The organism is Streptomyces fractus (assembly GCF_049844455.1).
GTDB lineage: Bacteria > Actinomycetota > Actinomycetes > Streptomycetales > Streptomycetaceae > Streptomyces > Streptomyces fractus.
Genome location: NZ_JBMYHI010000002.1, coordinates 5,557,222 through 5,579,871, shown reverse-complemented (window position 1 = coordinate 5,579,871; position 22,650 = coordinate 5,557,222). Strand labels below are relative to the sequence as shown.

The window sequence follows — 22,650 nt, the reverse complement described above, 5'->3', positions numbered from 1 at the left end:
CGGTCTCTTCGTACCCTCTAAATAGAGCACACAATTCAATTGTGCACAACTGAATCGCGCGAGCGCTACCCTGGATCCATGTCCAGCACTCCCAGCGCGCCCGGCACCGACGAGTTCCTCCGGCTCGACCGCCAGATCTGCTTCTCGCTCAACGCGGCGTCGCGCGCCTTCGGCGGCGTCTACCGCACGCTGCTCAAGGACCTGGGCCTCACCTACCCCCAGTACCTGGTCATGCTGGTGCTCTGGGAGGCCGCGCCCGACGAGGGCCCGCTCCCGGTCAAGCGCCTCGGCGAGCGCCTCCGGCTGGACTCCGGCACCCTCTCCCCGCTCCTCAAGCGCCTGGAGGCGAACGGCCTCGTACGCCGCGAGCGCAGCGCCGCGGACGAGCGCTCGGTGACGATCGCCCTCACCGACGCGGGCGCGGCCCTGAAGACCCGCGCGTCCGAGGTCCCCCGCAAGATCGCCGCCGCGACGGGCTTCGACCTTCAGGAGATCGAGACCCTGCGAACTCAATTGGACCGCCTGACGGGGGCCCTGGACTCCGCGGAGCTCTGACGCCGCGGGGGCCCGGTCGGCGCATTCAAGCCCCTCCGACGTTCGAGGCGCAGGGCGGGCACATTCAAGCCCGCCTTTCGTACGAGAGCCCGCGGGGTCCGGGGCGGAGCCCCGTGACGTCCACCCCGCCTCGACGCAACACTCACGGCACCCGCCCCCCGGACCCTCCGGAAGAGCTGCGCCGCCTCCCCCGCGAGCCCCACCCCCACCGCGATCGCCAACGTCACCGCCGCCGCGTGCACCAGCCCCCCGACCCCCTCCGTGGTCCGCCCGGAGGCAAGCGCGGCCAAGGCCACGTACAACGCGCTGCCCGGCAGCAACGGGGCGATACCAGGAACGACGAGCGGCAGCGCGGACTCCCTCCTCCGCCGCGCCACGGCATGTGCCGCGCACCCGACACCGGCCGCCACCACCGCCGTACCGACGAGCGAGGGAAGCCCGAGGACCGTGAACTCGGCCGCCACCACGAACCCGCCGAGCCCGAGCAGCCCGGCGGGCAGCCAGTCCCGCCGCGGCGTCCGCGCCCGCGCCGCCACGGCCACCGAGAACACGGCGGCGCCCACGGCGGGCGCCCCCAGATACTCGGCCCGCGCGGCCGTCGGCACGACCGGCGCCTCGAACCCGACGAGCCGCCCCACGCCGAGCACGGCCACCACGCCCGTGACCACCGCGGCGAACACCAGCAGCGCGTCGAAGAGCCGCCCGAGCGCGGTCAGATAGTGCCCGGTGAGCGCGTCCTGCACGGCGCTGACGAAGGTGACGGTCGGCAGCAGCCCCAGCACCCCGGCGACCACGACGGACTGCACCGTCGCCGGCGGCGCGCTGTGACTGATCGCGACGGCCAGCACGGCGGCCGGCATCGCGGCGACGGCCGACCGGTAGAACGCGGGCACGCCGTTGCGCCCCAGCCAGCCGCACAGCAGCGCCCCGAGCAGCCCGGCGACGAACGCGCAGAGCGAGGTCAGCGCGCCACCGCCGAACGCGATGCCACCACCGGCCGCCACGAACCCCGTCTGCACCGGCACACTTCCCCAAGCTCTCGAACCCGCTCGAGCAGGGGAGACCCCATTCAGCACCCATCGCCCCCGGTCCGCGGGCGCGTCGAGGATCCGCGCGGTCGCGGCCCGCGCCTCGTCGAGCCCGAGCTGCCTGGCGCTGATCCGCTCGACGAGGGCGTGGATGCGCCCGAGCGTTCGGAAGTCGGTGGCGTGCTTACGGATCACCCGGTTCGCGTGCAGCGGCGTCAGCTCACCGGGCGCGTGCGCGGACAGCGACACGGAGGCGAGCGTGACACCCGGCTCGCAGTAGCTGAGCCCGTACGTCTCGGCGACGACGAGCATCCCGGCGACCGCCTCCTCGGCCGAGGCCCCGTACGACAGGAGCGCCTCCCCGAGCCGCGTCGCGAGCTCGGCGACGCGCGCGCCGTAGGCCTCCATGTCGGCCCGGCCGTCGTCGTGCAGCAACTCCCCGCCGTACCCGTAACTTCTGGTCGGCTCGATGCCGCGCAGCCGGGGCAGCGCCTTGGTCAGCCAGGGGTCGGTGCGGTCGAAGGCGGCGGTGGATGGGGTCCTCGAAGGCATACAAATGGAGCGTAACGGACATCACACTTAAACGACTTAAGAGTTTCGTGCCAGGATCGAAGCGATGGACACAGCCGCCGACGAACACCTCGCCCACCTTCGCCGACTGCGCGCCGCCAAGGACGTGATGGACCGGGACTGGGCCGACGAGACCCTGAACCTGGACGCGGTGGCGGCCCGCGCCGGCTACTCGCGCTCGCACTTCGTCCGGGTGTTCAAGGCGGCGTACGGGCGGACACCGGGCCAGTACCTCTCGCGGCGCCGCATCGAGCGCGCGGCGGAGATGCTGCGCACCTGCGACCTGAGCATCACCGAGATCTGCCACCTGGTCGGCTTCACCGGCCTCGGCACGTTCACGACGCGCTTCAAGCAGCACACGGGCCTGACCCCGGGCGAGTACCGCCGGGAGAAGCTCCGCAGCGGCGCCGCACTCATCCCCGGCTGCTACGCCCTGCTGTGGGCAGGCGGCTTCCGCACGACCAGAGACAGCAATTCTGAAGAAGCCGCCTGAGCGTCCCGCTGCCTACGGTGGAACAGCCGGAAGGAACCGGCCCAGCCCACCCAGGAGCCCACGATGATCAAAGGCGTCGGCATCACGACGATCTGGACGCTCGACCAGGAGCGTACGAAGACGTTCTTCACCGAGAAGCTCGGCATGGAGCTCCGCACCGACATGTCCATGGGCGACTCGCGCTGGATCACCGTCGGCGCCAAGGACCAGCCCGAGTTCGAGCTGGCCCTGATGCGCCCCGACGGCCACGGCGTCGACCCCGAGTCCGCCAGGGCCCTCACCGAACTGGTCGCCAAGGGCGTCCTCGGCGGCGGCGCGCTGCGCACGGACGACTGCCGGGGCGACTACGAGACGTTCAAGGCGCGCGGCGTCGAGTTCCTCCAGGAACCGAAGGAACGCCCGTACGGCGTCGAGGCCGTCTTCCGCGACGACAACGGCAACTGGTACTCGCTGACCCAGCGCAACGAGGAGCTCGACCTCACCAAGGAGTGGGGATGACCGGGGCGGCGCCGGACAACACGGCGGAGCGCTGCGCCCTGTGGCGCGCGATGCACGTCCAGGTCGACGACGCGCCGCACGTCCTTGAGGACGAGGTCGGCCTGCGCCTGCTCGACCCCGGACCCGACTGGCGCGAGCGCCCCGACATGGAGCCCAAGGCGACCCGCGGCTTCCGGGCCGCGATGGTCTCGCGGGCCCGCTTCATCGAGGACCTCGTGGAGCGGGAGTCGGAGCGCGGCGTCGACCAGTACGTCATCCTCGGCGCGGGCCTGGACACGCTGGCCCAGCGCCGGCCCGAACTCGCCGCCCGCCTCGACATCTACGAGGTCGACCAGCCGGGCCCGCAGTCCTGGAAGCGCGCCCGCCTCGAAGCGCTCGGCTACGGGGTCCCGCGCCGCCTGCACCTCGTCCCCGTCGACTTCGAGGCCGAGGAGTCCTGGTGGGACGGGCTGACGGCGGCCGGTTTCGATCCGCGCCGCCCGGCGGTCGTCGTCTCGACGGGCGTCGTCATGTACCTCACCCGCGAGGCCACGGCGGCCACCCTGGAACAGACCGCGAGGCTGGCCCCGGGCTCGACCCTCGCCCTCTCCTTCATCCTCCCGGCCGACCTCATCGACGAGGCGGACCGGTCCGGCATGGAGACCAGCAAGCAGGGCGCGAGCGCCTCCGGCACGCCCTTCCTCAACTTCTACGCCCCCGAGGACATGCTCACCCTCGCCCGCGAGGCGGGCTTCGCGACCACCCGCCACGTACCGGGCACGGAGCTCGCGACCCGCTACTTCACGGCCCGCACGGACGCCCTGCGCCCGTCGAGCGGCGAGGACTTCCTCGTGGCCACCACCTGAGCCTCAGACCTGGGGGACGCAGACCTGGGGGACTGTGACGCAGGATGACGAACCGGCCGTCATCCTGCGTCACAGTCCCCTGTCACAGCGCCACGTCACAGCGCCTCAGAGCGCCTTCAGCGCCGCCGCCGTCGCCGCCGACAGCCGCTTCAGGTGGTCCTTGGGGAGCTTCGGGGTGCGGACCACCACCGCGCGCCAGTACAGGGGGCCCGAGATCAGGTCGAGCGCCAGCTCCTCGTCCAGGCCCTCGCGGAGCTCACCCCGCTCCGCCGCCGCCCGCACGATGCCGCTCGCCACCCCGTGCTGCCCCTCGCGCAGCGCCTTCTGCAGGGCCTCGGCGATCTCCGGGTTGCGGGCCGCCTCCGCTTGGAGGTCCGGGATGATCTGGCCGGCCACGGGGTGGCGCAGCGCGCGTGACGTGACCTCGTAGAGGAGGCGGAGGTCGGCCTCCAGGGAGCCCGTGTCCGGGGCGGGCAGGCCCTGCACGGCGATCGCCGAGACCAGGTCGAGGACCAGGTGGAGCTTGGACTTCCAGCGTCGGTAGACGGCCGTCTTACCGACTCCCGCGCGCCGCGCGATGCCCTCGATGGACATGCGCGCGTAGCCGACCGAGGCCAGTTCCTCGAAGACGGCCGCACGGATGGCCTCCGTCACGTCCTCGCGCAGCACGGCCGCGCCGGCGGGGGCCCTGCGGCGCGTCGGCTTGGGGGCGTCGGCGTTGGTTGTCATATGGCAAAGCATAGGCGCGCGACGACGAAACGGTTGCGTTCCGACGTCAATGCGTCCTAGTCTCACGTCACGACGATACGGGACCGTTCCGACGTGAACGGCAGATGAACACCGGCCGTCGCCCTGCCCCACCCCACCCCGACCGAAAGCAGCGGATGTGAGCCAGGTTCTGGACACGCCTCCCCCGCAGGAGGCACCGCGGTCCACCCCTGAGGATCCGGCGGCCCTCGCCGCCCGGTACGGGCTGAGCGTCAGCGGCGCGCGGCCCTCGCTGCCCGCGTACGTACGCCAGTTGTGGCAGCGCAGGCACTTCATCTCGTCCTTCTCGACCGCCAAGCTCACCGCCCAGTACAGCCAGGCGAAGCTCGGACAGGTCTGGCAGGTGCTGACGCCCCTGCTGAACGCCGCGGTGTACTACCTCATCTTCGGCAAGCTCATGGGCACCAGCAGGGGCGTGCCGGACTACATCCCGTTCCTGGTCACGGGCGTGTTCGTGTGGACGTTCACGCAGTCGTCCGTGATGGCGGGGACGAGGGCGATCTCCGGGAACCTCGGGCTCGTCCGGGCCCTGCACTTCCCGCGGGCCTCGCTGCCGATCTCGTTCTGCCTCCAGCAGCTCCAGCAGCTGCTGTTCTCGATGTGCGCGCTCGTGGTCATCCTGCTGGCGACGGGCGTGCCGCCGGCGCTGTCCTGGGTGCTCGTCGTGCCCGCGCTCACGCTCCAGTTCGTGTTCAACACCGGGCTCGGGCTGATCATGGCCCGGCTCGGCTCGAAGACCCCGGACCTCGCGCAGCTGATGCCGTTCCTGCTGCGTACGTGGATGTACACGTCCGGCGTGATGTGGAGCCTGACCCGGCTGACGGACGGGCAGGACGTCCCGTCGTTCGTACGGACGCTGCTCCAGGCCAACCCGGCCGCCGTCTACATCGACCTGATGCGCTTCGCGCTCATCGACAGCTTCACCGCGGGCCAACTGCCGCCGCACATCTGGGCGCTGGCGGCCGGCTGGGCGCTGCTCGCCGGGATCGGCGGGTTCATCTACTTCTGGAAGGCCGAGGAGACGTACGGACGTGGCTGACAACACCAGCGAACAGGTACCGACCGTCATCGCCGACGGCGTCGACATCGTCTACCGCGTCAACGGGACCGGCGCGGGCCGCGGCGCCGCGACCGCCGCCCTCAGCCGCATCCTCGGCGGGAAGAAGAAGAGCGAGAAGCGGGCCGGTGTGCGCAAGGTGCACGCCGTCAAGAACGTCTCGTTCACTGCTTACCGCGGTGAGGCCATCGGGCTCATCGGGACCAACGGGTCGGGGAAGTCCACCCTGTTGAAGGCCGTCGCCGGTCTCCTCCCGACCGAGAACGGGCACATCTACACCGACGGGCAGCCCTCGCTGCTCGGCGTGAACGCGGCCCTCATGAACGACCTCACCGGCGAGCGCAACGTGCGGCTCGGCGGGCTCGCGATGGGCATGTCCCCCGAGCAGGTCCGGGAGCGCTACGACGAGATCGTCGACTTCTCCGGGATCAACGAGAAGGGGGACTTCGTGACGCTGCCGATGCGGACGTATTCGTCCGGCATGGCGGCCCGGCTGCGGTTCTCCATCGCCGTCGCCAAGGAGCACGACGTGCTGCTGATCGACGAGGCGCTCGCCACCGGTGACCGGGCCTTCCAGAAGCGGTCCGAGCAGCGCATCAAGGAGCTGCGGCAGCACGCGGGCACCGTCTTCCTCGTCAGCCACAGCAACAAGTCGATCCGGGACACCTGCGACCGGGTGCTGTGGCTGGAGCGCGGCGAGCTGCGGATGGACGGGCCCACCGAGGACGTCCTCGAGCAGTACGAGGCGTTCACCAACGCCGGCGGTCCGGCCAAGCCCAAGGCCAAGCCGAAGCAGGCGAAGGCGGCCCCGGTCGCCGCGTAGCCACTCCCGTACGGAAAAACGGGGGCGCCCCGAGCCGGTCATCTCCGGCTCGGGGCGCCCCCGTTCGCGTATCCGCTACGAGTGCGTGCGCAGCAGCGTGCGCATCGTGCGCATGGCGACCGAGAGGTTCGCCAGGTCGAACGAGTCGGAGCCCTGGATCTCCTCCAGGGTCGAGCGCGCCCGGCCCAGGATCGCCGCGTTCTTCTCCTCCCACGCCTTGAACCGCTGCTCGGGCGACGGTGTCGGCGTACCGTTGCCCGCCGCCAGCACGTCGGCGGTGAGCGCGGCGTGTGCCGCGTACAGGTCCTCACGGATCGACGCGCGGGCCATCGACTGCCAGCGGTCGGAGCGCGGCAGCTCGATGATGCGGTCCATGAGCTGGGTGATGGACAGCCGGTCGGCGAGGTCGTAGTAGACCTCGGCGACCGACAGCGCGTCCTTGCCCGTGCGGTCGGCGATCTGCACGATGTCGAGCGTCGGGAACGCGGACGAGAATCCGGCGACCCGCTCCGCCAGCTCCTCCGGCACGCCCGCGCCGGTCAGCTCGTCGAGGATGCCCTGGTACCACTCGGCGTCGGCGCCGCTCAGCATCTTCGGCATCTCGGCCCAGACCTGGGTGACGCCTTCCTTGAAGAAGTCGATGGTCTCGGCCAGCTGGAGCGGCTGCGGGCGGTTGTTGAGCAGCCAGCGGGTGCCGCGCTCGACAAGGCGCCGCGAGTGCAGGCGGATCCGGGTCTGGACATCCGCGGCGACGACATTGTCGAGCGCCTCGACCGCGTCCCACACCTCGCTGAGGCCGAAGATCTCGCGCGCGGCGAGCTGCGCCCGCACGATCTCCTCCAGGGACGCGCCCGTCTCCTCACGGAGGCGGTGCAGGAACGTCGAACCGCCCGTGTTCACCGTGTCGTTGACGAGGACCGTCGTGATGATCTCGCGGCGCAGCGCGTGCCCGTCGATCGCCTCGCCGTACTTCTCCCGCAGCGGCTTCGGGAAGTAGGTGTGCAGCAGGCGGCGCAGGTACGCGTCGTCGGGGAGCGTCGTCTGGATCAGCTCGTCGGACGCCGTGATCTTCGTGTACGCGAAGAGGACGGCGAGCTCCGGCTGGCTCAGGCCGCGGCCGGAGCCCAGGAGTTCGCGGATCTGCCGGTCGTTGGGCAGGAACTCCAGGCCCCGGTCGAGGTGGCCCTGCTTGCCGAGGCGGCGCATGAACCGCTGGTGGGCGTGGAGCAGGGACGGCGCCTGGGCGCAGGAGTTGGCGAGCGCCGTGTTCTGCGCGTAGTTGTTGCGCAGCACCAGGTGGCCGACCTCGTCGGTCATGGCGGCGAGCAGCTTGTTGCGCTGCTTGACCGTCATGTCGCCGTCGGAGACGAGCCCGTTGAGCAGGATCTTGATGTTCACCTCGACGTCCGAGGTGTTGACGCCGGCGCTGTTGTCGATGGCGTCGGTGTTCACCCGGCCGCCGCTGCGGGCGAACTCGATGCGGCCCAGCTGGGTCGCGCCGAGGTTGCCGCCCTCGCCGATGACGCGGGCGCGCACGTCCTTGCCGTCGACGCGGATGGCGTCGTTGGCCTTGTCGCCGACGTTCGCGTTCGACTCGACCGACGACTTGACGTACGTACCGATGCCGCCGTTCCACAGCAGGTCGACCGGCGCCTGGAGGATGGCCTTCATCAGCTCGGCCGGGGTCATCTTCGCCTGGCCGGACTCGATGCCGAGGGCCTCGCGGATGTGGGCGTTGAGCTGGATCGACTTGGCGGAGCGCGGGAAGATGCCGCCGCCCGCCGAGATCAGCTCCTTGTTGTAGTCCGCCCAGCTGGAGCGCGGCAGGTCGAACATCCGGCGGCGCTCGGCGTAGCCGGTGGCCGCGTCCGGCTTCGGGTCGATGAAGATGTGCCGGTGGTCGAAGGCGGCGACCAGCCGGATGTGCTCGCTCAGCAGCATGCCGTTGCCGAACACGTCACCGGACATGTCGCCGACGCCGACGACCGTGAAGTCCTCGGACTGGGTGTCGACGCCCAGCTCCCGGAAGTGCCGCTTGACGGACTCCCAGGCGCCGCGGGCGGTGATGCCCATGCCCTTGTGGTCGTAGCCGGCGGAGCCGCCGGAGGCGAAGGCGTCACCGAGCCAGAAGTTGTACGACTCGGCGACCTCGTTCGCGATGTCCGAGAACGACGCCGTGCCCTTGTCGGCCGCGACCACGAGGTACGTGTCGTCCTCGTCGTGCCGCACGACGTCGAAGGGCGGCACGACCTCGCCGCCGACGAGGTTGTCGGTGATGTCGAGGAGCGCCGAGATGAACGTCTTGTACGAGGCGATGCCCTCGGCCATCCAGGCGTCCCGGTCCACCGACGGGTCCGGCAGCTGCTTGGCGACGAAGCCGCCCTTGGCGCCGACCGGCACGATGACGGTGTTCTTCACCATCTGCGCCTTCACCAGACCGAGGATCTCCGTACGGAAGTCCTCGCGCCGGTCCGACCAGCGCAGGCCACCGCGGGCGACCTTGCCGAAGCGCAGGTGCACGCCCTCGACGCGCGGCGAGTACACCCAAATCTCGTACGCGGGCCGCGGCGCGGGCAGGTCGGGGATGGCCTGCGGGTCGAACTTCATGGAGACGTACGCGTGCGGCTTGCCGCCCGCGGCCTCCTGGAAGAAGTTCGTGCGCAGCGTCGCCTTGATGACGGTGAGGAAGGACCGCAGGATCCGGTCCTCGTCGAGGGAGGCGACCTGGTCGAGCGCGCCGTCGACCTCTTCGAGCAGACCGTCGATCAGCTCGGTCCCGGCGCGCTGCCGGTCCGGGGACATCCGCGCCTCGAACAGCGACACCAGCAGGCGCGTGGTGTGCACGTTCGTCCGGAGGGTGTCCTCCATGTAGTCCTGGCTGAACGTGGAGCCCGCCTGGCGCAGGTACTTGGCGTACGCGCGAAGGACCATCGCCTGACGCCAGTTCAAACCGGCGCCGAGGACGAGGGAGTTGAAGCCGTCGTTCTCGGCGAGGCCGGTCCAGGTGGCGGCGAAGGCCTCCTGGAAGCGCTCGCGGCCGTCGGCCCCGAGGTCGTCCCCGTTGCCGTTCGCCGGCTTCGGCATGCGCAGGCCGAAGTCGTAGATCCACGCGGTCTTGCGGTCGCTGCAGCGCAGCTCGTACGGGCGCTCGTCGGTGACCTCGACGCCCAGGCGCTGGAGCACCGGCAGGACGGCGGAGAGCGAGACGGGCGCGCCGATCCGGTAGATCTTGAAGCGGCGCTCGCCGGGGGCCGCGCCCACCGGCTCGTACAGGGAGAGTTCGAAGTCCTTCTTCTCCTGCGTGAGCTGTTCGAGGTGGACCAGGTCGGCCACGGCGGCGCGCGGCGAGTGGTCGGCCTTGAAGCCCTCGGGGAACGCCTGGCCGTAGCGGCGCAGCAGTTCGGCGGCGCGCTCCTCGCCGCACTCGGCGTTCAGCGCCTCCCCGAAGCCGTCGGCCCAGGAGCGGGCGGCCTCGACGAGGCGGGCCTCGATCCGGTCCTTGTCGGCGTCGGACAGCTCCGGCAGCTCGGTGCCCTGCGGGACCCGGACGACGAAGTGCAGCCGGGACAGGATCGACTCGGTGTTCCAGGCGGTGAAGTCGACGCTGGTGCCGTCGAGCTCCTCCTTGAGGATGTCGATGATCCGCAGGCGCACGCCCGTCGTGTAGCGGTCGCGCGGCAGGTAGACGAGGGCCGAGTAGTAGCGGCCGTACTCGTCCTGGCGCAGGTAGAGCCGCAGCCGGCGGCGCTCCTGGAGGTACAGGACGGACGTCACGATGGAGCGCAGCTCGTCCGCGGGCGTCTGGAACAGCTCGTCGCGCGGGTACGTCTCCATGATCTGCATCAGGTCGCGGCCGTCGTGGCTGTTGGGCGAGAAGCCCGCGCCCTTCAGGACTTCCTGGACCTTGCGGCGGATGACCGGGACTCGGCGCACGCTCTCGGTGTAGGCGGCGCTGGAGAACAGGCCGAGGAACCGCCGCTCGCCGACGACGTTCCCGTCCGCGTCGAACTTCTTCACGCCGACGTAGTCGAGGTAGCTCGGCCGGTGCACGGTGGCGCGGCTGTTGGCCTTGGTGAGGACCAGCAGGCGGTGCTCGCGGGCCTTGGCGCGGGCGTCGGCCGGGAGTCGGTTGAACGAAGGCGAGACCGGGTGATGCTCGTCGCGCTCGTGGTGCGGGTCGGAGCGCAGGATGCCGAGTCCGGTGCCGGGCACGGCGGCCAGCGAGTCGTCCTCGGAGAGGTTGTACTCGCGGTACCCGAGGAACGTGAAGTGGTCGGCGGCCAGCCAGCGCAGCAGCTCGCGGGCCTCCTCGACCTCCTGGTCGGGCAGGTCGCCCGCGGTCGGCTCGCCCGGCAGCTCCTCGGCGATGCGCAGCGCCGAGTCCCGCATCTTCTCCCAGTCCTCGACGCACTCCCGTACGTCGGACAGGACGCGCAGCAGGTCGGAGGTGATCTGCTTGAGGTCGGAGCGGTCGGTCTCGCGGTCCATCTCGACGTGGATCCACGACTCGGTGAGCACGTCGTGGCCCTCGGCGGACGTACCGGCGGGCAGCACCTCGAGGAGCTTGCCGGTGACATCGCGGCGGACCGTGATCTGCGGGTGGATGACGACGTGGATGCCGCGGCCCTGCCGGGACAGCTCGTTGGTGACGGAGTCCACCAGGAACGGCATGTCGTCCGTGACGACCTCGACGACCGAGTGGCTGCACGTCCAGCCGTTCTCCTCGACGGTCGGCGTGTGCACCTTCACGTTGGCCGTGCCCTGCGGGCGGTTCTCCGCGAGACGGTGGTGCGAGTGCGCGGCCCCGAAGACGTCGACCGGATCACGGTCGCTCAGGTCCTCCGGTGCGGTGTGCAGGTAGTAGCGCTGGAGGAACGCGAGCACGCTGTCGGTGTTCTCGGCGGTCTCGGCGGTCTTGGCGGCTTGCGTGCTCTCGCCCGTCGCCCCAGTCGGTAGGTTCCCCCCTACCGGGCTGTTCTCAGCTACCCGTGCGGCCCTGGTGAGCAGCTCGGCTTTGGCTTCGTCCAGCTTGGTCTGCATTGTCCTCTGGCTCCTGTCGCGCGCCGTTGCGAGACGTAGACGTGGCGTAGATGAATCGCTCGGCACAACGCCTCGACGCGGGGTGTCCGGTCTGAGACGACGTTATGCCCGGATGAGAGATGGGTGGACGACAATGCGCCGTTTTCAACGAAGAGGCCATCCGCCCGAAATGATCAGCGACTCGGCGCCGGGCACGACCGCTGTGGCAGGTCGTGATCTCCCGGCGCGGGCAGGGGGCGACGATGCCCCCGCGAGATATCGCGCTGATCACGGGACCAGGCTATCGCTCCCTCAGGGGGCATCGTCATGAGCCGCTTGTGTACAAAACAGGGGGTCGAACTTTGACACTCTGCACAGAACCCCTGAAGGCCTTGCGTAGTACGGGCTCTTGCCAGTGGAGCGGCGCGGCGACACGTTGGGCGGACGACACGGCGGATCCCGGCGAGGAGAGTGTGTGACCAATGGCACCCAAAATCCTGATCGTCACCGGCGACGCGGCGGAGTCGCTGGAGGTCCTCTACCCGTACCAGCGGCTGCGTGAGGAGGGGTACGACGTCGACATCGCGGCGCCGACCCGCAAGAAGCTCCGGTTCGTGGTGCACGACTTCGAACCCGGCTTCGACACGTTCACGGAGAAGCCCGGCTACACCTGGCCCGCCGACCTGGCCTTCTCCGAAGTCGATCCGGGCCAGTACGCCGCATTGGTGATTCCGGGCGGCCGGGCGCCGGAGTATCTGCGCGGCGACGCCGAGCTGCGCAAGATCGTCAAGTCCTTCTTCGACACCGACAGGCCCGTCGCGCAGATCTGTCACGGCCCGCTCCTGACGGCGGCGGTGGACGGGCTGCGGGGGCGGCGCGTCACGGCGTACCCGGCGCTCGAGACGGACATGCAGGCGGCGGGTGCCACCTTCCGGGACGCGGAGGTGGTCGTCGACGGCACGCTGGTCTCCGCCCGCGCCTGGCCGGACCACTCGGCCTGGATGCGGGAGTTCCTGACGGTGCTGCGGGCGAAGGCGCCGGCCGGCAGGTAGGTGAGTGCGGTGGCTGCCCCGCCGACGAGGGCAGCCACCGAAACGCGCCGTGCCCCGGACGCTGCGACGAGGGGCCGATGCCACGACAGCCGTGGGGAGTTGACCATTGCCGTCCGGCGCCCCGCCGCGCCGTTCCTCCAGAGCACGCGACACCTGTACAGCCTGACGTGCACGGGGATCCCCCGGCATCGGTATCGGCCGGGAGCCGTATACGCATCTGCGTACAGGGACATGGGATCCGTATACCTACGAATCAGCCCCGCCGGCGATTGAGGCGCGGGGTCCGGGGCAGAGCCCCGCGACGTCCACCCCGACAGGGCTACGCACGATCCGGCTGCCTCCCCGGACCACCGCCGGAGGCAATCGCCGCGATCTCCGTCCGGGAGCCGACCCCCAGCTTCGCCAGAATGTGCTCCACATGCGCATCCGCCGTCCGCTTGGAGATCACCAACCGCTCGGCGATCTCCCGGTTGGACATCCCCTCCGCCACCAACGCGGCGACCTCCCGCTCCCGCCGTGTGAGCGCGTCCACCCCGCCCACACGCGCCGCGGGCACCCGCACCACCGGCGGCGCGTCGGCCCCGGACCGTACGGCGTCGAGCACCTGCGCCCCCGACAGCCGCGCCCCCACGCCCCACCACCGGCCGAACTCCTCCTCGCCCAGGGCCAGCAGCACCGCGCCGCGCACGGACTCCTGCTCCTCGAAGAGCGACGGCAGCATCCCGACCGGGTCGCCGCCCCCGAGCCGCCGCGCGTTCTCCGCGTACCCGAGCAGCCACGCCGCCCGCACCTGCCGCTTGTCGTACGCGGCGGACCAGGCGAGCCCGAGGCAGCACAGCGCGGCGACCAGCACCTCGTCGATCTCGGCCGCGGCCTCCAGGCCCCGGCACAGCGAGGCGACGGCGTCCGCGCGCTCCCCGGCGAACCAGAGGATGAGCCCCTGCACCATGAGCGTGGACCCGTACAGCTGCCGCTCGCCCGTGCTCTCCAGGTGGGCGAGGCCCGTGCGGCACAGGGCGAGCGCGCCGTCCGTGTCCCCGAGCACGCCGAGCAGCAGCGCCGCCTCGTAGTGGATGACGCCGATGCCGAGGCCGTCCTCGCGCGCGAGGAGCCGCTGTCGCGCGTCCTCCATGGCGTCGAGCCCTTCGGGTTCCCCGCACAGCGCGCCGAGGCCGCCCAGATACGCGTCGCAGAACAGCTCGACCCGGTCGTTGCCCGAGCGGCGCGCGATGTCGACGGCCCGGTGGAAGAGTTCGAGCGCGCCCGGCAGATCCCCCTGCCACACCGAGAACAGGGCGGTCATGAACCGCCCCCACGCCTGCTCCTGCCCCACCTCGCCGAGGAGCGCGAGCCCCTTCTCGATCCAGTACCGCCCCTCGGAGAGCAGGCCGACCGCCCGCCAGTACGGGCCGAGCTGCGCGGCGAACCACACGCCCGCGGCCACCGAATCAGGGTCCTGGTAGGCGTATTCGAGCGCGGCCCGGACATCGGCCCGCGCCGCGCGCAGCACCTGGTAGTGGCCAACCTGATCGGACGTCAGGAAGCCGTCCCAGTAACGCTGTCCGAGCCCTCGGTGGTACGCGGAGTGCCGCTGTCGCACGGCGGCCGACTGCCCCGCCTCCTCCAGCCATTCGGCGCCGTACTCGCGGATGGTGTCGAGCATTCGGTACCGCCCGCCGTTCTCCCCGATCCGCTGCACGACGGATTTGTCGACGAGGCCGATGAGCGGCTCCAGCACGCCCCCGCTCGCCAACTCGCCGCCCGCGCCCACGAATTCGGCGGCTGCCAGGTCGAAGGAGCCCGCGAAGACGGAGAGCCGCGCCCACAGCAGCCGCTCCTCGGGCGTGCACAACTCGTGCGACCAGCCGATGGCCGTACGCAGCGTCTGGTGCCGGGTCAGCGCGGTGCGGCGCCCGCCCGTGAGCACCTCGAAGCGCTGCCCGAGCCGCTGCACCAGGTGTTCGAGGGGCACCGCCCGCAGCCGCACGGCCGCCAGCTCGATGGCCAGCGGGATCCCGTCGAGCCGCCGGGCGAGCGCCGCGAGCTGCTCCCGGTTCGCCTCGTCCACGGCGAACCCCGGCACCACGGCGGACGCCCGCTGCACGAACAGCTCCAGCGCGTCGTCGGGGGCGAGCGGCGCGATGGCGCAGCAGCGCTCCCCCGGCACGTCGAGCGGCTGCCGGCTGGTGGCGAGCACGCTGACGTCGGCCGCCTCCCGCAGCAGCACGTCGGTGAGCATGGCGCAGGCGTCGACGAGGTGCTCGCACGTGTCGAGCACGATGAGCAGCCGACGCCCCTGAAGATGCGCGACGACCGCGTCGAGCGGCTCCATGCCCGCCTGTTCGGGCAGTTCGAGCACGGCGGCCAGCGTGACGGGGATCAGCTCGGGGTCGCGCAGCGCGCTCAGCTCGACGAGCCACACCCCGTCCGGGAACCGCTCGGCGAGCCCGCCCGCGGCCCGCATCGCCGTACGGCTCTTGCCGACGCCTCCCGGGCCCACCAGGGTGACGAGGCGTGCGCGCTCGAACCCGGCGCGCACCTCGGCCAGTTCGGCCGCTCTTCCGACGAACGTGGTGACCTCTACGGGGAGTTGACCGCCCCGCCGCTGGCCGAACCCGAAACCCATGACTCTCGCCCCCGTCGTATCGCCGCGCCACTGGCCCCAGCACAGCGTACGCAGCCGACAGCGGAGGGTGAACCGGGTCCTTGCAAAAGGCGGCGGATACGGGCTTGTTCACCGCTCCGGTTGACGGCCGCGGGCGCGCCGCTCAGGCCGCCGCGGCCATCCGCTCGGCCTCGCGCACCGCGTCCGCCAGGGTGTCGACGACGGGAGCGCCCACCCCTTCGAGGCTGCCCCGGCTGTGCGAGCCGCCGGTGTAGAGGACGGCCTGCGCGCCCGCGGCGATCGCCGCCACCGCGTCGTCGGCGGCGTCCCCGATGACCACGGTCCGCTCCGGGGCCACTCCGTCGAGGACCCCCAGGTGCCGCACCATGTGCTCGGCCTTGCTGCCGCCGGAGGGGCCCGTCCGCCCGTCGACGCGCACGAACCGCTCGGCGATCCCCAACCGGCGTACCAGCGGCACGAGTTCCTCGTGCCCGGCCATGCTGAGGATGGACTGGCTGCGCCCGGCCTCCTGCCAGCCGGCCAGCAGCAGCTCGACGCCCTCGGTGAGCCTGCAGTCGACCGCGTACCGCGTGTAGTGCTGGTGGAACGCGTCGTCCATCGCCGTCCACTCGGCCTCGGTGGGCAGCCGGCCCATCATCCGCTCGTAGAACTTGGGGATGGGGATGCAATACAGCTCGCGGTATTTCTCCAGCGTGATCGGTTCGAGACCGACCGCGGCGAACGCCGCGTTGCTGGCGCGTATGACGGCTTCGTTGTCGTGGAACAGCGTGCCGTTCCAGTCCCAGACGATGTGTGTGCCCGTGTGCATCCCGACGTGCCTCCCCATGACAAGAAACTACCCGCCCCCGAGGCGGCTCTCCCTCAGTGGCTCAGTGGCCGCCCTCGCCCAGGAGGCCCGGGATCTCCTGCGTGGCGAACCACAGCAGGTCGTGGTCCTCGGCGCCGTCCACGACGAACTGCGCGTCGTCGTCGCCCCGGTCGGCCGCGGCGAGCGCCTCTGCGGCGGCCGTGACATCGGCGTCGGCGTCGCCCGAGTCGACGTGCACGGCGGCGGCCTTCGCCAGCGGCACGGACTCGCGCACCGTCAGCTCGCCGAGCGCGCTCTGCTCGAGCCCGCGGTCCGGGTCGACGACGGCGGCCCGGTCCGGCACGTCCACGGCGACGACGACCCGGCGGCGCGCGGCCGCGGGGTCGGCGGCGACGAGCCGCAGCGAGGCGAGCGCGGCCCTGCCCAGCGCCGCGTACTCCAGCTCCTCGATGTCCTCCGACAGGTACCACTCGCGCAGCGCGGGCGTCACGGCGAAGGCGGTGACGGGCGCGGGCCCGATCTCGCCGGCCTTGTACGCCTCTGCGAGTCGAGGCAGGGACAGAGGTACGTACACGCGCATGGTCCGGCTGCTTTCTGCTCTGCGTCGGGGGCTTCAGGATACGTGGGGGCGTCCCCCTTCGGGCCGCCGCCCGCGTCCGCCCGCACGTCAACGCCAGCCCGCGGCCGCCCCCCGTACGCCCCCGGCAGCCCGGCCCGCACGCCGGCCCGGTCACCCTGATAGGCGAACCCGCAGCCGCGCCCCGGCGCCGCCCACCTGCCCTTGCCGCCACACCCCCCGGCCTCGTACAAGATCCCCACGAGGAGTTACCGGCCGGTATCGGGAGACGTCATGCAGAAGATCATGAACAGGCGGGGACCACGCGCGAACACCCGGCCGCCCACGCGCCGCGACAGCCGCCGCCCCGGCGCGGGCCCGCGCCGCGTCCCGCCACGGATCCCGCCGCACCCCACCGAGCTGTTCACGCAGCGCCTGCTCCTGGTGCTCAGCGGCGACAGGCCCCTGCACTGGTTCGCCCGCCACGCCGCGCACCAGGCCTTCGACGATCTGCTGTGGCTCGTGGAACGCCGCGCCCTGCTGCCCGGCGCGGGCCCCCGCCCGACCGTCCACGGCATCGGCCACTTCGAACCCGCCCCCGGCAGCTACGAAGTGTTCGCCCGCATCGCGGTCGGCCCCCGCCTCCACGCCCTGGCCTTCCGCCTCGCCCTGGGCGAGGACCAGCGGTGGCGCTGCACAGCGGTGGAACTGGGGGGCCGACCGCCGCGCGGTACGTGACCTCCGCGACCGCCGTGGTGGCGCAGGGGCTCGGACAACGGAAAAGGGGCCGGGCACCCCGTGCCCAGCCCCTTCACACGCCGCGTCACGCGCGGTGTCGCGTCACTTCTTGCGGCGGCGACCCTTCTGCTGCTTGCGCCGCTCCGCGCGGGTCATGCCGTCCGCCGAGGACCGCGTGGGTCCGCCCTCGGTCACGAAGTCGCCCTCGTCGACACCGCCCTCGGCGTTCGGCGCCTGGAAGTGCAGGCGGTCGGGGCGCTGCGGAGTGTCCAGGCCCTTGGCCCGGATCTCCGGACGGCCCCCGGCCTGCGCCGGCACCGCGTCCTGCTTCTCCAGGTTCGCGACCGGCGCCGCGTCCGCGACCGGGACCTCCTCGACCTGCTGCTCGACCTGGACCTCCAGGTTGAACAGGTAGCCGACGGACTCCTCCTTGATGCCCTCCATCATGGCGGTGAACATGTCGAAGCCCTCGCGCTGGTACTCGACCAGCGGGTCCTTCTGCGCCATGGCGCGCAGGCCGATGCCCTCCTGGAGGTAGTCCATCTCGTAGAGGTGCTCACGCCACTTGCGGTCGAGCACGCTCAGCACGACCCGGCGCTCCAGCTCACGCATGATCTCGGACCCGAGCTGCTCCTCGCGCGACTCGTACTGCGCGTGGATGTCGTCCTTGACGGCCTCACCGATGAACTCTGCCGTGAGACCGGCACGGTCCCCGACCTCGTCCTCGAGCTCCTCCACGGTGACCTTGATCGGGTAGAGCTGCTTGAACGCGCCCCACAGCCGGTCGAGGTCCCACTCCTCCGCGAAGCCCTCGGCGGTCTCGGCACCGATGTAGGCGTCGATCGTGTCGTCCATGAAGTGCTGCACCTGCTCGTGCAGGTCCTCGCCCTCCAGGACGCGGCGGCGCTCGCCGTAGATGACCTCGCGCTGCCGGTTGAGCACCTCGTCGTACTTCAGGACGTTCTTACGCGTCTCGAAGTTCTGCTGCTCGACCTGCGACTGGGCGGAGGCGATGGCGCGGGTCACCATCTTGTTCTCGATCGGGACGTCGTCCGGCACGTTGGCCATCGACATCACGCGCTCGACCATCTGCGCCTTGAAGAGCCGCATGAGGTCGTCACCGAGCGACAGGTAGAAACGGGACTCGCCCGGGTCGCCCTGACGGCCGGAACGACCGCGCAGCTGGTTGTCGATACGCCGCGACTCGTGCCGCTCCGTACCGAGAACGTAGAGCCCGCCGAGGTCCTTGACCTCCTCGAACTCGGCCCGCACCGCCTGCTCGGCCTTCTCCAGGGCGGCGGGCAGCGCGGCCGCCCACTCCTCGACGTGCTCGACCGGGTCGAGACCGGCCTGGCGCAGCTCGGCCTCGGCGAGGTCGTCCGGGTTGCCGCCGAGCTTGATGTCGGTGCCACGACCCGCCATGTTCGTGGCGACGGTGACGGCGCCCTTGCGGCCGGCCTGGGCGACGATCGTCGCCTCACGGTCGTGCTGCTTCGCGTTCAGCACTTCGTGCTGAACCCCGCGCTTGGAGAGCTGCTGCGACAGGTACTCGGACTTCTCCACGGAGGTCGTACCGACGAGGATCGGCTGCCCCTTGGCGTGCTTCTCGGCGATGTCGTCGACCACCGCGTCGAACTTGGCGACCTCGGTGCGGTAGATCAGGTCGGCCTGGTCCGCACGGACCATCGGCTTGTTCGTCGGGATCGGGACGACGCCCAGCTTGTAGATCTGGTGGAACTCGGCGGCCTCGGTCATCGCCGTACCGGTCATGCCGGAGAGCTTGTCGTAGAGGCGGAAGAAGTTCTGCAGGGTGATCGTGGCGAGGGTCTGATTCTCGTCCTTGATGTCCACCCCTTCCTTCGCCTCGATCGCCTGGTGCATGCCCTCGTTGTAACGGCGGCCGGCGAGGATACGGCCGGTGTGCTCGTCGACGATCATGACTTCGCCGTCGATGACGACGTAGTCCTTGTCCTTCTTGAAGAGTTCCTTGGCCTTGATCGCGTTGTTCAGGTACCCCACGAGCGGGGTGTTCACGGACTCGTAGAGGTTGTCGATCCCGAGCCAGTCCTCGACCTTGGAGACACCCGGCTCATGGATGGCGACGGTGCGCTTCTTCTCGTCGACCTCGTAGTCGCCGGTCTCCTCGATGCCCTTCAGCGTGTTGCCCGCCTCGCCCTTCTTGAGGCGGGTGACGAGCTTGGCGAAGTCGCCGTACCACTTCGTGGCCTGGTCGGCGGGGCCGGAGATGATCAGCGGCGTACGGGCCTCGTCGACGAGGATGGAGTCGACCTCGTCGACCACCGCGAAGTTGTGGCCGCGCTGGACGAGCTCGTCCTGGGACCACGCCATGTTATCGCGGAGGTAGTCGAAGCCGAACTCATTGTTCGTGCCGTACGTGATGTCGCAGTTGTACTGCTCGCGGCGCTGCGCCGGCGTCATGTTCGCCAGGATGCAGCCGACGGACAGGCCGAGGAACTTGTGGACGCGGCCCATCATCTCGGAGTCGCGCTCGGCCAGGTAGTCGTTCACCGTGATCAGGTGGACGCCCTTGCCGGACAGCGCGTTCAGATACGTCGGCAGCGTGCCGACCAGGGTCTTGCCCTCACCGGTCTTCATCTCCGCCACGTAACCGAGGTGGAGCGCGGCGCCGCCCATCAGCTGCACGTCATAGGGGCGCTGGCCCAGCACGCGGCGGGCGGCCTCACGGACAGTGGCGAACGCCTCGGGCAGCAGGTCGTCGAGGGTCTCGCCGTCCTCCAACCGCTGCTTGTACTCGTCCGTGAGTGCGCGCAGCTCGGCGTCGGAGAGACTCTCGAAGTCCTCTTCGATGGAGTTGACCTGGTCCGCGATGCGGTGCAGCTTGCGCAGGATCTTGCCTTCGCCTGCACGCATGATCTTCTGGAGGACGGACACGGGGGTTGGTCTCCTTGCCGGTCGGGCCTGGCACGGTCGGTTTTCTCTGAAAACTTCTAGGTATTACTGGGAACTACTGAGCACTACTTGAGCAACGGCCATCGTATGCGAGGACCCCACCGCGCCGGGAGGTCTGCCATCAGGTCCAACGCTCGGGCCACCGCGAAGGTGCCGGTACGGGCCATGAAAAGTCATGGCGCCCCCGTCGCGCGCCGAGCAGAATCGGGCGATGGACCCCGTGACGCTGACCACCGACCGCCTGCAGTTGCGCACGTTCGTGCCCACCGACATCGACGAGGTGTACGCCGCGGCCCAGGATCCCGACATCCAGCGCTGGACCACGATTCCCTCGCCCTACGCGCGCGTGGACGCCGAATACTTCATCAACCGTGTCGTCGCGGACGGCTGGCTCGGTGACACGGAGTACACCTTCGCGATACGTACGGAGAACCGCGGCCCGGTGGTCGGCGCGATCTCCCTCCACCACCCGCGCGCGGGTTCCTGGGAAATCGGCTTCTGGACGGCCAAGCGGTTCCGCGGCCGCGGCTATATGACGGAGGCCGTCCTGGGCGTGGCCCACTGGGCCTTCACCGACCTCTCCTGTCCGCGCCTGGAGTGGCGCGCGGAGGTCGGCAACGTGGGATCCCTCACGGTGGCGGAACGCGCGGGCTTCACCATGGAGGCCACCCTCCGAGCCGCCATGCCCAACAAGGGCGTCCTACGAGACTGCTGGCTCGCCTCCCTCCTCCCCCCAGACCTCGACCTACCAACCCCCCTCCCCTACCTCCCATCCCCTGCCTGACCACCCCCGCCGCCTACGGCTCCCACCCCTTCGGGGGCTACGGCCCGAGAGGGCGCATCCCCGCCCCGCCGGCCGAGACCACGCCGCCGCCTGGGCGCCCCCGCCCAAGGCGACCAATCGCCTCCGCCTCCGGCAATCCGCCGCCCCGCCTTGGGCAATCTGCCGCCTTGGGCGGCAGGGTGGGCAAGGCGGCCCCCGGCGCCGCGCAACCAATACGTCGGCGCCAACCCCGGCGCTCACCCCGCCACACGCCCCGTTGTCAGACCCGACCTCTATCGTTCCGGCCATGACGACCTCGCCGCGTCCCACCGCCACCTTGTCCGCCGACGAAGCCCGCCGCATCGCCCTCCGCGCCCAAGGCTTCCTCGGCGCCCCGGACCGCAAGGCCGGCGTCCGCGGCGTACTCCGCCACCTCGGCGCGGTCCAGCTCGACACGATCTCCGTACTCGCCCGCTCGCACGAGCTGATCCCCTACGCCCGCCTGGGCGCGGTCCCCCGGACCAAGGTCGAGTCGGCGTACTGGACGCCGGGCACGGCCCCGTCCACCGCCCCGCACGCCTTCGAATACTGGTCGCACGCCGCCTGCGTACTCCCCATCGAGGAGTGGCCGCACTTCGCCTTCCGCCGCCGCGCCTACCGCTCCCGCCCCCACTGGCACCACCACCTCCCCGACGGCGCGTACGACCAGGTGATCAAGCAACTCCGCGCGGAAGGCCCCCTGACCGCCACGGAACTGGGCGGCGCGAAGAACAAGGGCGAGTGGTGGGACTGGTCCGAGTCGAAGATCGCCGTCGAGCGCGCGCTGATGTACGGCGAGGTGGTCTGCGTGGAGCGCCGCGGCTGGAAGCGGATCTACGACCTGGCGGAGCGCGCGATCCCGTCGGCCCTCCTGCACGACGAGCTCGACGACACGGAGTGCGTCCGCCGCCTGGTCCGCCAGGCCGGCCAGGCCCTCGGCGTCGGCACGCGCGCGGACATCGCGGACTACCACCGCCTGAAGAGCGAACAGTTCGACGCGGTGATCGAGGAGACCGGCCTCGTCCCGGTGACGGTGGAGGGCTGGGGCGGCAAACCTGCCTGGGCCGACCCCGCGGCCCTGGAATCGGCGCCCCGCGGCCGCCACCGCACGACGCTCCTGTCCCCCTTCGACTCCCTGATCTGGGAGCGCGCCCGTACGGAGCGGATCTTCGGCTTCACGCACCGCCTGGAGGCCTACGTCCCCAAGCCGAAGCGGATCCACGGCTACTTCGCGATGCCGGTCCTGTCCGGCGGCCGCCTGGTGGGCCGCGTGGACCCCGCGCGCGCGGGCAGCACGCTGGTCGCCAAGCAGGTCTCTCTGGACGGCCCGAAGGCCGTACCGGCGGTGGCCGCGGCACTCCACGAAGCAGCGAGCTGGGTCGGCTGCGACAGCGTCAGAGTGGAGCACATGGATTCGGCGCCCCTGAAGAAGTCCCTGATCGAAGCCCTCTCCTAGCGCCCTCGCCCCGGAGACCCCGGAG

General features: G+C 70.8%; 17 protein-coding genes. 10 read left to right on the top strand and 7 right to left on the bottom strand.

The genetic code is table 11. The features are described from left to right. Positions 1–78: 78 nt before the first annotated feature. Positions 79–555 (top strand): MarR family winged helix-turn-helix transcriptional regulator, encoded by a 477-nt coding sequence (locus ACP4E5_RS27270; RefSeq protein ID WP_425833095.1) that lies wholly within the window; start codon positions 79–81, stop codon positions 553–555. On the opposite strand, the gene ACP4E5_RS27265 is transcribed toward ACP4E5_RS27270, so the two are convergent. Continuing rightward, on the bottom strand, positions 510–2,135 hold the full coding sequence (locus ACP4E5_RS27265) for a threonine/serine exporter family protein (protein ID WP_425833093.1): 1,626 nt from the start codon (positions 2,133–2,135) through the stop codon (positions 510–512). The genes ACP4E5_RS27270 and ACP4E5_RS27265 overlap by 46 nt on opposite strands. Positions 2,136–2,199: 64 nt before the next feature. Here ACP4E5_RS27265 and ACP4E5_RS27260 point away from each other — a divergent pair, with 64 nt between their 5' ends. The 3 genes from ACP4E5_RS27260 (at position 2,200) to ACP4E5_RS27250 (ending at position 3,989) form a co-directional block, all read left to right on the top strand. Then, positions 2,200–2,646, top strand: coding sequence for a helix-turn-helix transcriptional regulator (locus ACP4E5_RS27260; protein WP_425833091.1), 447 nt, complete (start codon positions 2,200–2,202; stop codon positions 2,644–2,646). 63 nt (positions 2,647–2,709) lie between these two features. Next, positions 2,710–3,144 carry a VOC family protein gene (locus tag ACP4E5_RS27255; RefSeq protein WP_425833089.1) on the top strand — a complete coding sequence of 145 codons (435 nt, stop codon included), beginning with the start codon at positions 2,710–2,712 and terminating at the stop codon, positions 3,142–3,144. Continuing rightward, positions 3,141–3,989, top strand: a complete 849-nt coding sequence (locus ACP4E5_RS27250) for a class I SAM-dependent methyltransferase (protein ID WP_425833087.1) — start codon at positions 3,141–3,143, stop codon at positions 3,987–3,989. The genes ACP4E5_RS27255 and ACP4E5_RS27250 overlap by 4 nt, the downstream gene beginning before the upstream one ends. A gap of 105 nt (positions 3,990–4,094) precedes the next feature. Here ACP4E5_RS27250 and ACP4E5_RS27245 read toward each other — a convergent pair whose 3' ends face one another. Beyond that, positions 4,095–4,718, bottom strand: coding sequence for a TetR/AcrR family transcriptional regulator (locus tag ACP4E5_RS27245; protein ID WP_425833085.1), 624 nt, complete (start codon positions 4,716–4,718; stop codon positions 4,095–4,097). A gap of 157 nt (positions 4,719–4,875) precedes the next feature. Here ACP4E5_RS27245 and ACP4E5_RS27240 point away from each other — a divergent pair, with 157 nt between their 5' ends. Together ACP4E5_RS27240 and ACP4E5_RS27235 are read left to right on the top strand one after the other, a co-directional pair. Further along, positions 4,876–5,796, top strand: a complete 921-nt coding sequence (locus ACP4E5_RS27240; protein ID WP_425833083.1) for an ABC transporter permease — start codon at positions 4,876–4,878, stop codon at positions 5,794–5,796. Further along, positions 5,789–6,637 carry an ABC transporter ATP-binding protein gene (locus tag ACP4E5_RS27235; protein ID WP_425833081.1) on the top strand — a complete coding sequence of 283 codons (849 nt, stop codon included), beginning with the start codon at positions 5,789–5,791 and terminating at the stop codon, positions 6,635–6,637. Before ACP4E5_RS27240 ends, ACP4E5_RS27235 begins: the two co-directional genes overlap by 8 nt. A gap of 75 nt (positions 6,638–6,712) precedes the next feature. Here the strand turns inward: ACP4E5_RS27235 and ACP4E5_RS27230 are convergent, their stop codons facing one another. After that, on the bottom strand, positions 6,713–11,677 hold the full coding sequence (locus ACP4E5_RS27230; protein WP_425833079.1) for an NAD-glutamate dehydrogenase: 4,965 nt from the start codon (positions 11,675–11,677) through the stop codon (positions 6,713–6,715). 461 nt (positions 11,678–12,138) lie between these two features. On the opposite strand from ACP4E5_RS27230, the gene ACP4E5_RS27225 reads away from it, so the two are divergent. After that, the gene (locus tag ACP4E5_RS27225) at positions 12,139–12,708 is read left to right on the top strand and encodes a DJ-1/PfpI family protein (RefSeq protein WP_425833077.1); all 570 of its coding nucleotides are present in this window, start codon (positions 12,139–12,141) and stop codon (positions 12,706–12,708) included. A gap of 319 nt (positions 12,709–13,027) precedes the next feature. Here the strand turns inward: ACP4E5_RS27225 and ACP4E5_RS27220 are convergent, their stop codons facing one another. From ACP4E5_RS27220 to ACP4E5_RS27210, 3 genes are all read right to left on the bottom strand, one after another. Further along, positions 13,028–15,334 (bottom strand): ATP-binding protein, encoded by a 2,307-nt coding sequence (locus ACP4E5_RS27220; protein ID WP_425833075.1) that lies wholly within the window; start codon positions 15,332–15,334, stop codon positions 13,028–13,030. Positions 15,335–15,476: 142 nt separating this feature from the next. After that, positions 15,477–16,160: an HAD family hydrolase gene (locus ACP4E5_RS27215; RefSeq protein ID WP_425833073.1), complete on the bottom strand. Its 684-nt coding sequence runs from the start codon at positions 16,158–16,160 to the stop codon at positions 15,477–15,479. A gap of 43 nt (positions 16,161–16,203) precedes the next feature. Then, the gene (locus ACP4E5_RS27210; RefSeq protein WP_425833071.1) at positions 16,204–16,722 is read right to left on the bottom strand and encodes a DUF6912 family protein; all 519 of its coding nucleotides are present in this window, start codon (positions 16,720–16,722) and stop codon (positions 16,204–16,206) included. A 270-nt stretch (positions 16,723–16,992) separates the two neighbouring features. Between ACP4E5_RS27210 and ACP4E5_RS27205 the strand changes: the two genes are divergently transcribed. After that, positions 16,993–17,436, top strand: a complete 444-nt coding sequence (locus ACP4E5_RS27205) for an Rv3235 family protein (protein WP_425833069.1) — start codon at positions 16,993–16,995, stop codon at positions 17,434–17,436. 102 nt (positions 17,437–17,538) lie between these two features. On the opposite strand, the gene secA is transcribed toward ACP4E5_RS27205, so the two are convergent. Further along, entirely contained in the window at positions 17,539–20,349 is a 2,811-nt protein-coding gene (gene secA / locus ACP4E5_RS27200; protein ID WP_425833067.1) for a preprotein translocase subunit SecA, read from the bottom strand. 229 nt (positions 20,350–20,578) lie between these two features. Here secA and ACP4E5_RS27195 point away from each other — a divergent pair, with 229 nt between their 5' ends. Then, on the top strand, positions 20,579–21,151 hold the full coding sequence (locus ACP4E5_RS27195) for a GNAT family N-acetyltransferase (protein WP_425833065.1): 573 nt from the start codon (positions 20,579–20,581) through the stop codon (positions 21,149–21,151). A 286-nt stretch (positions 21,152–21,437) separates the two neighbouring features. Then, positions 21,438–22,625 (top strand): winged helix-turn-helix domain-containing protein, encoded by a 1,188-nt coding sequence (locus tag ACP4E5_RS27190; RefSeq protein ID WP_425833063.1) that lies wholly within the window; start codon positions 21,438–21,440, stop codon positions 22,623–22,625. Positions 22,626–22,650: the final 25 nt, after the last annotated feature.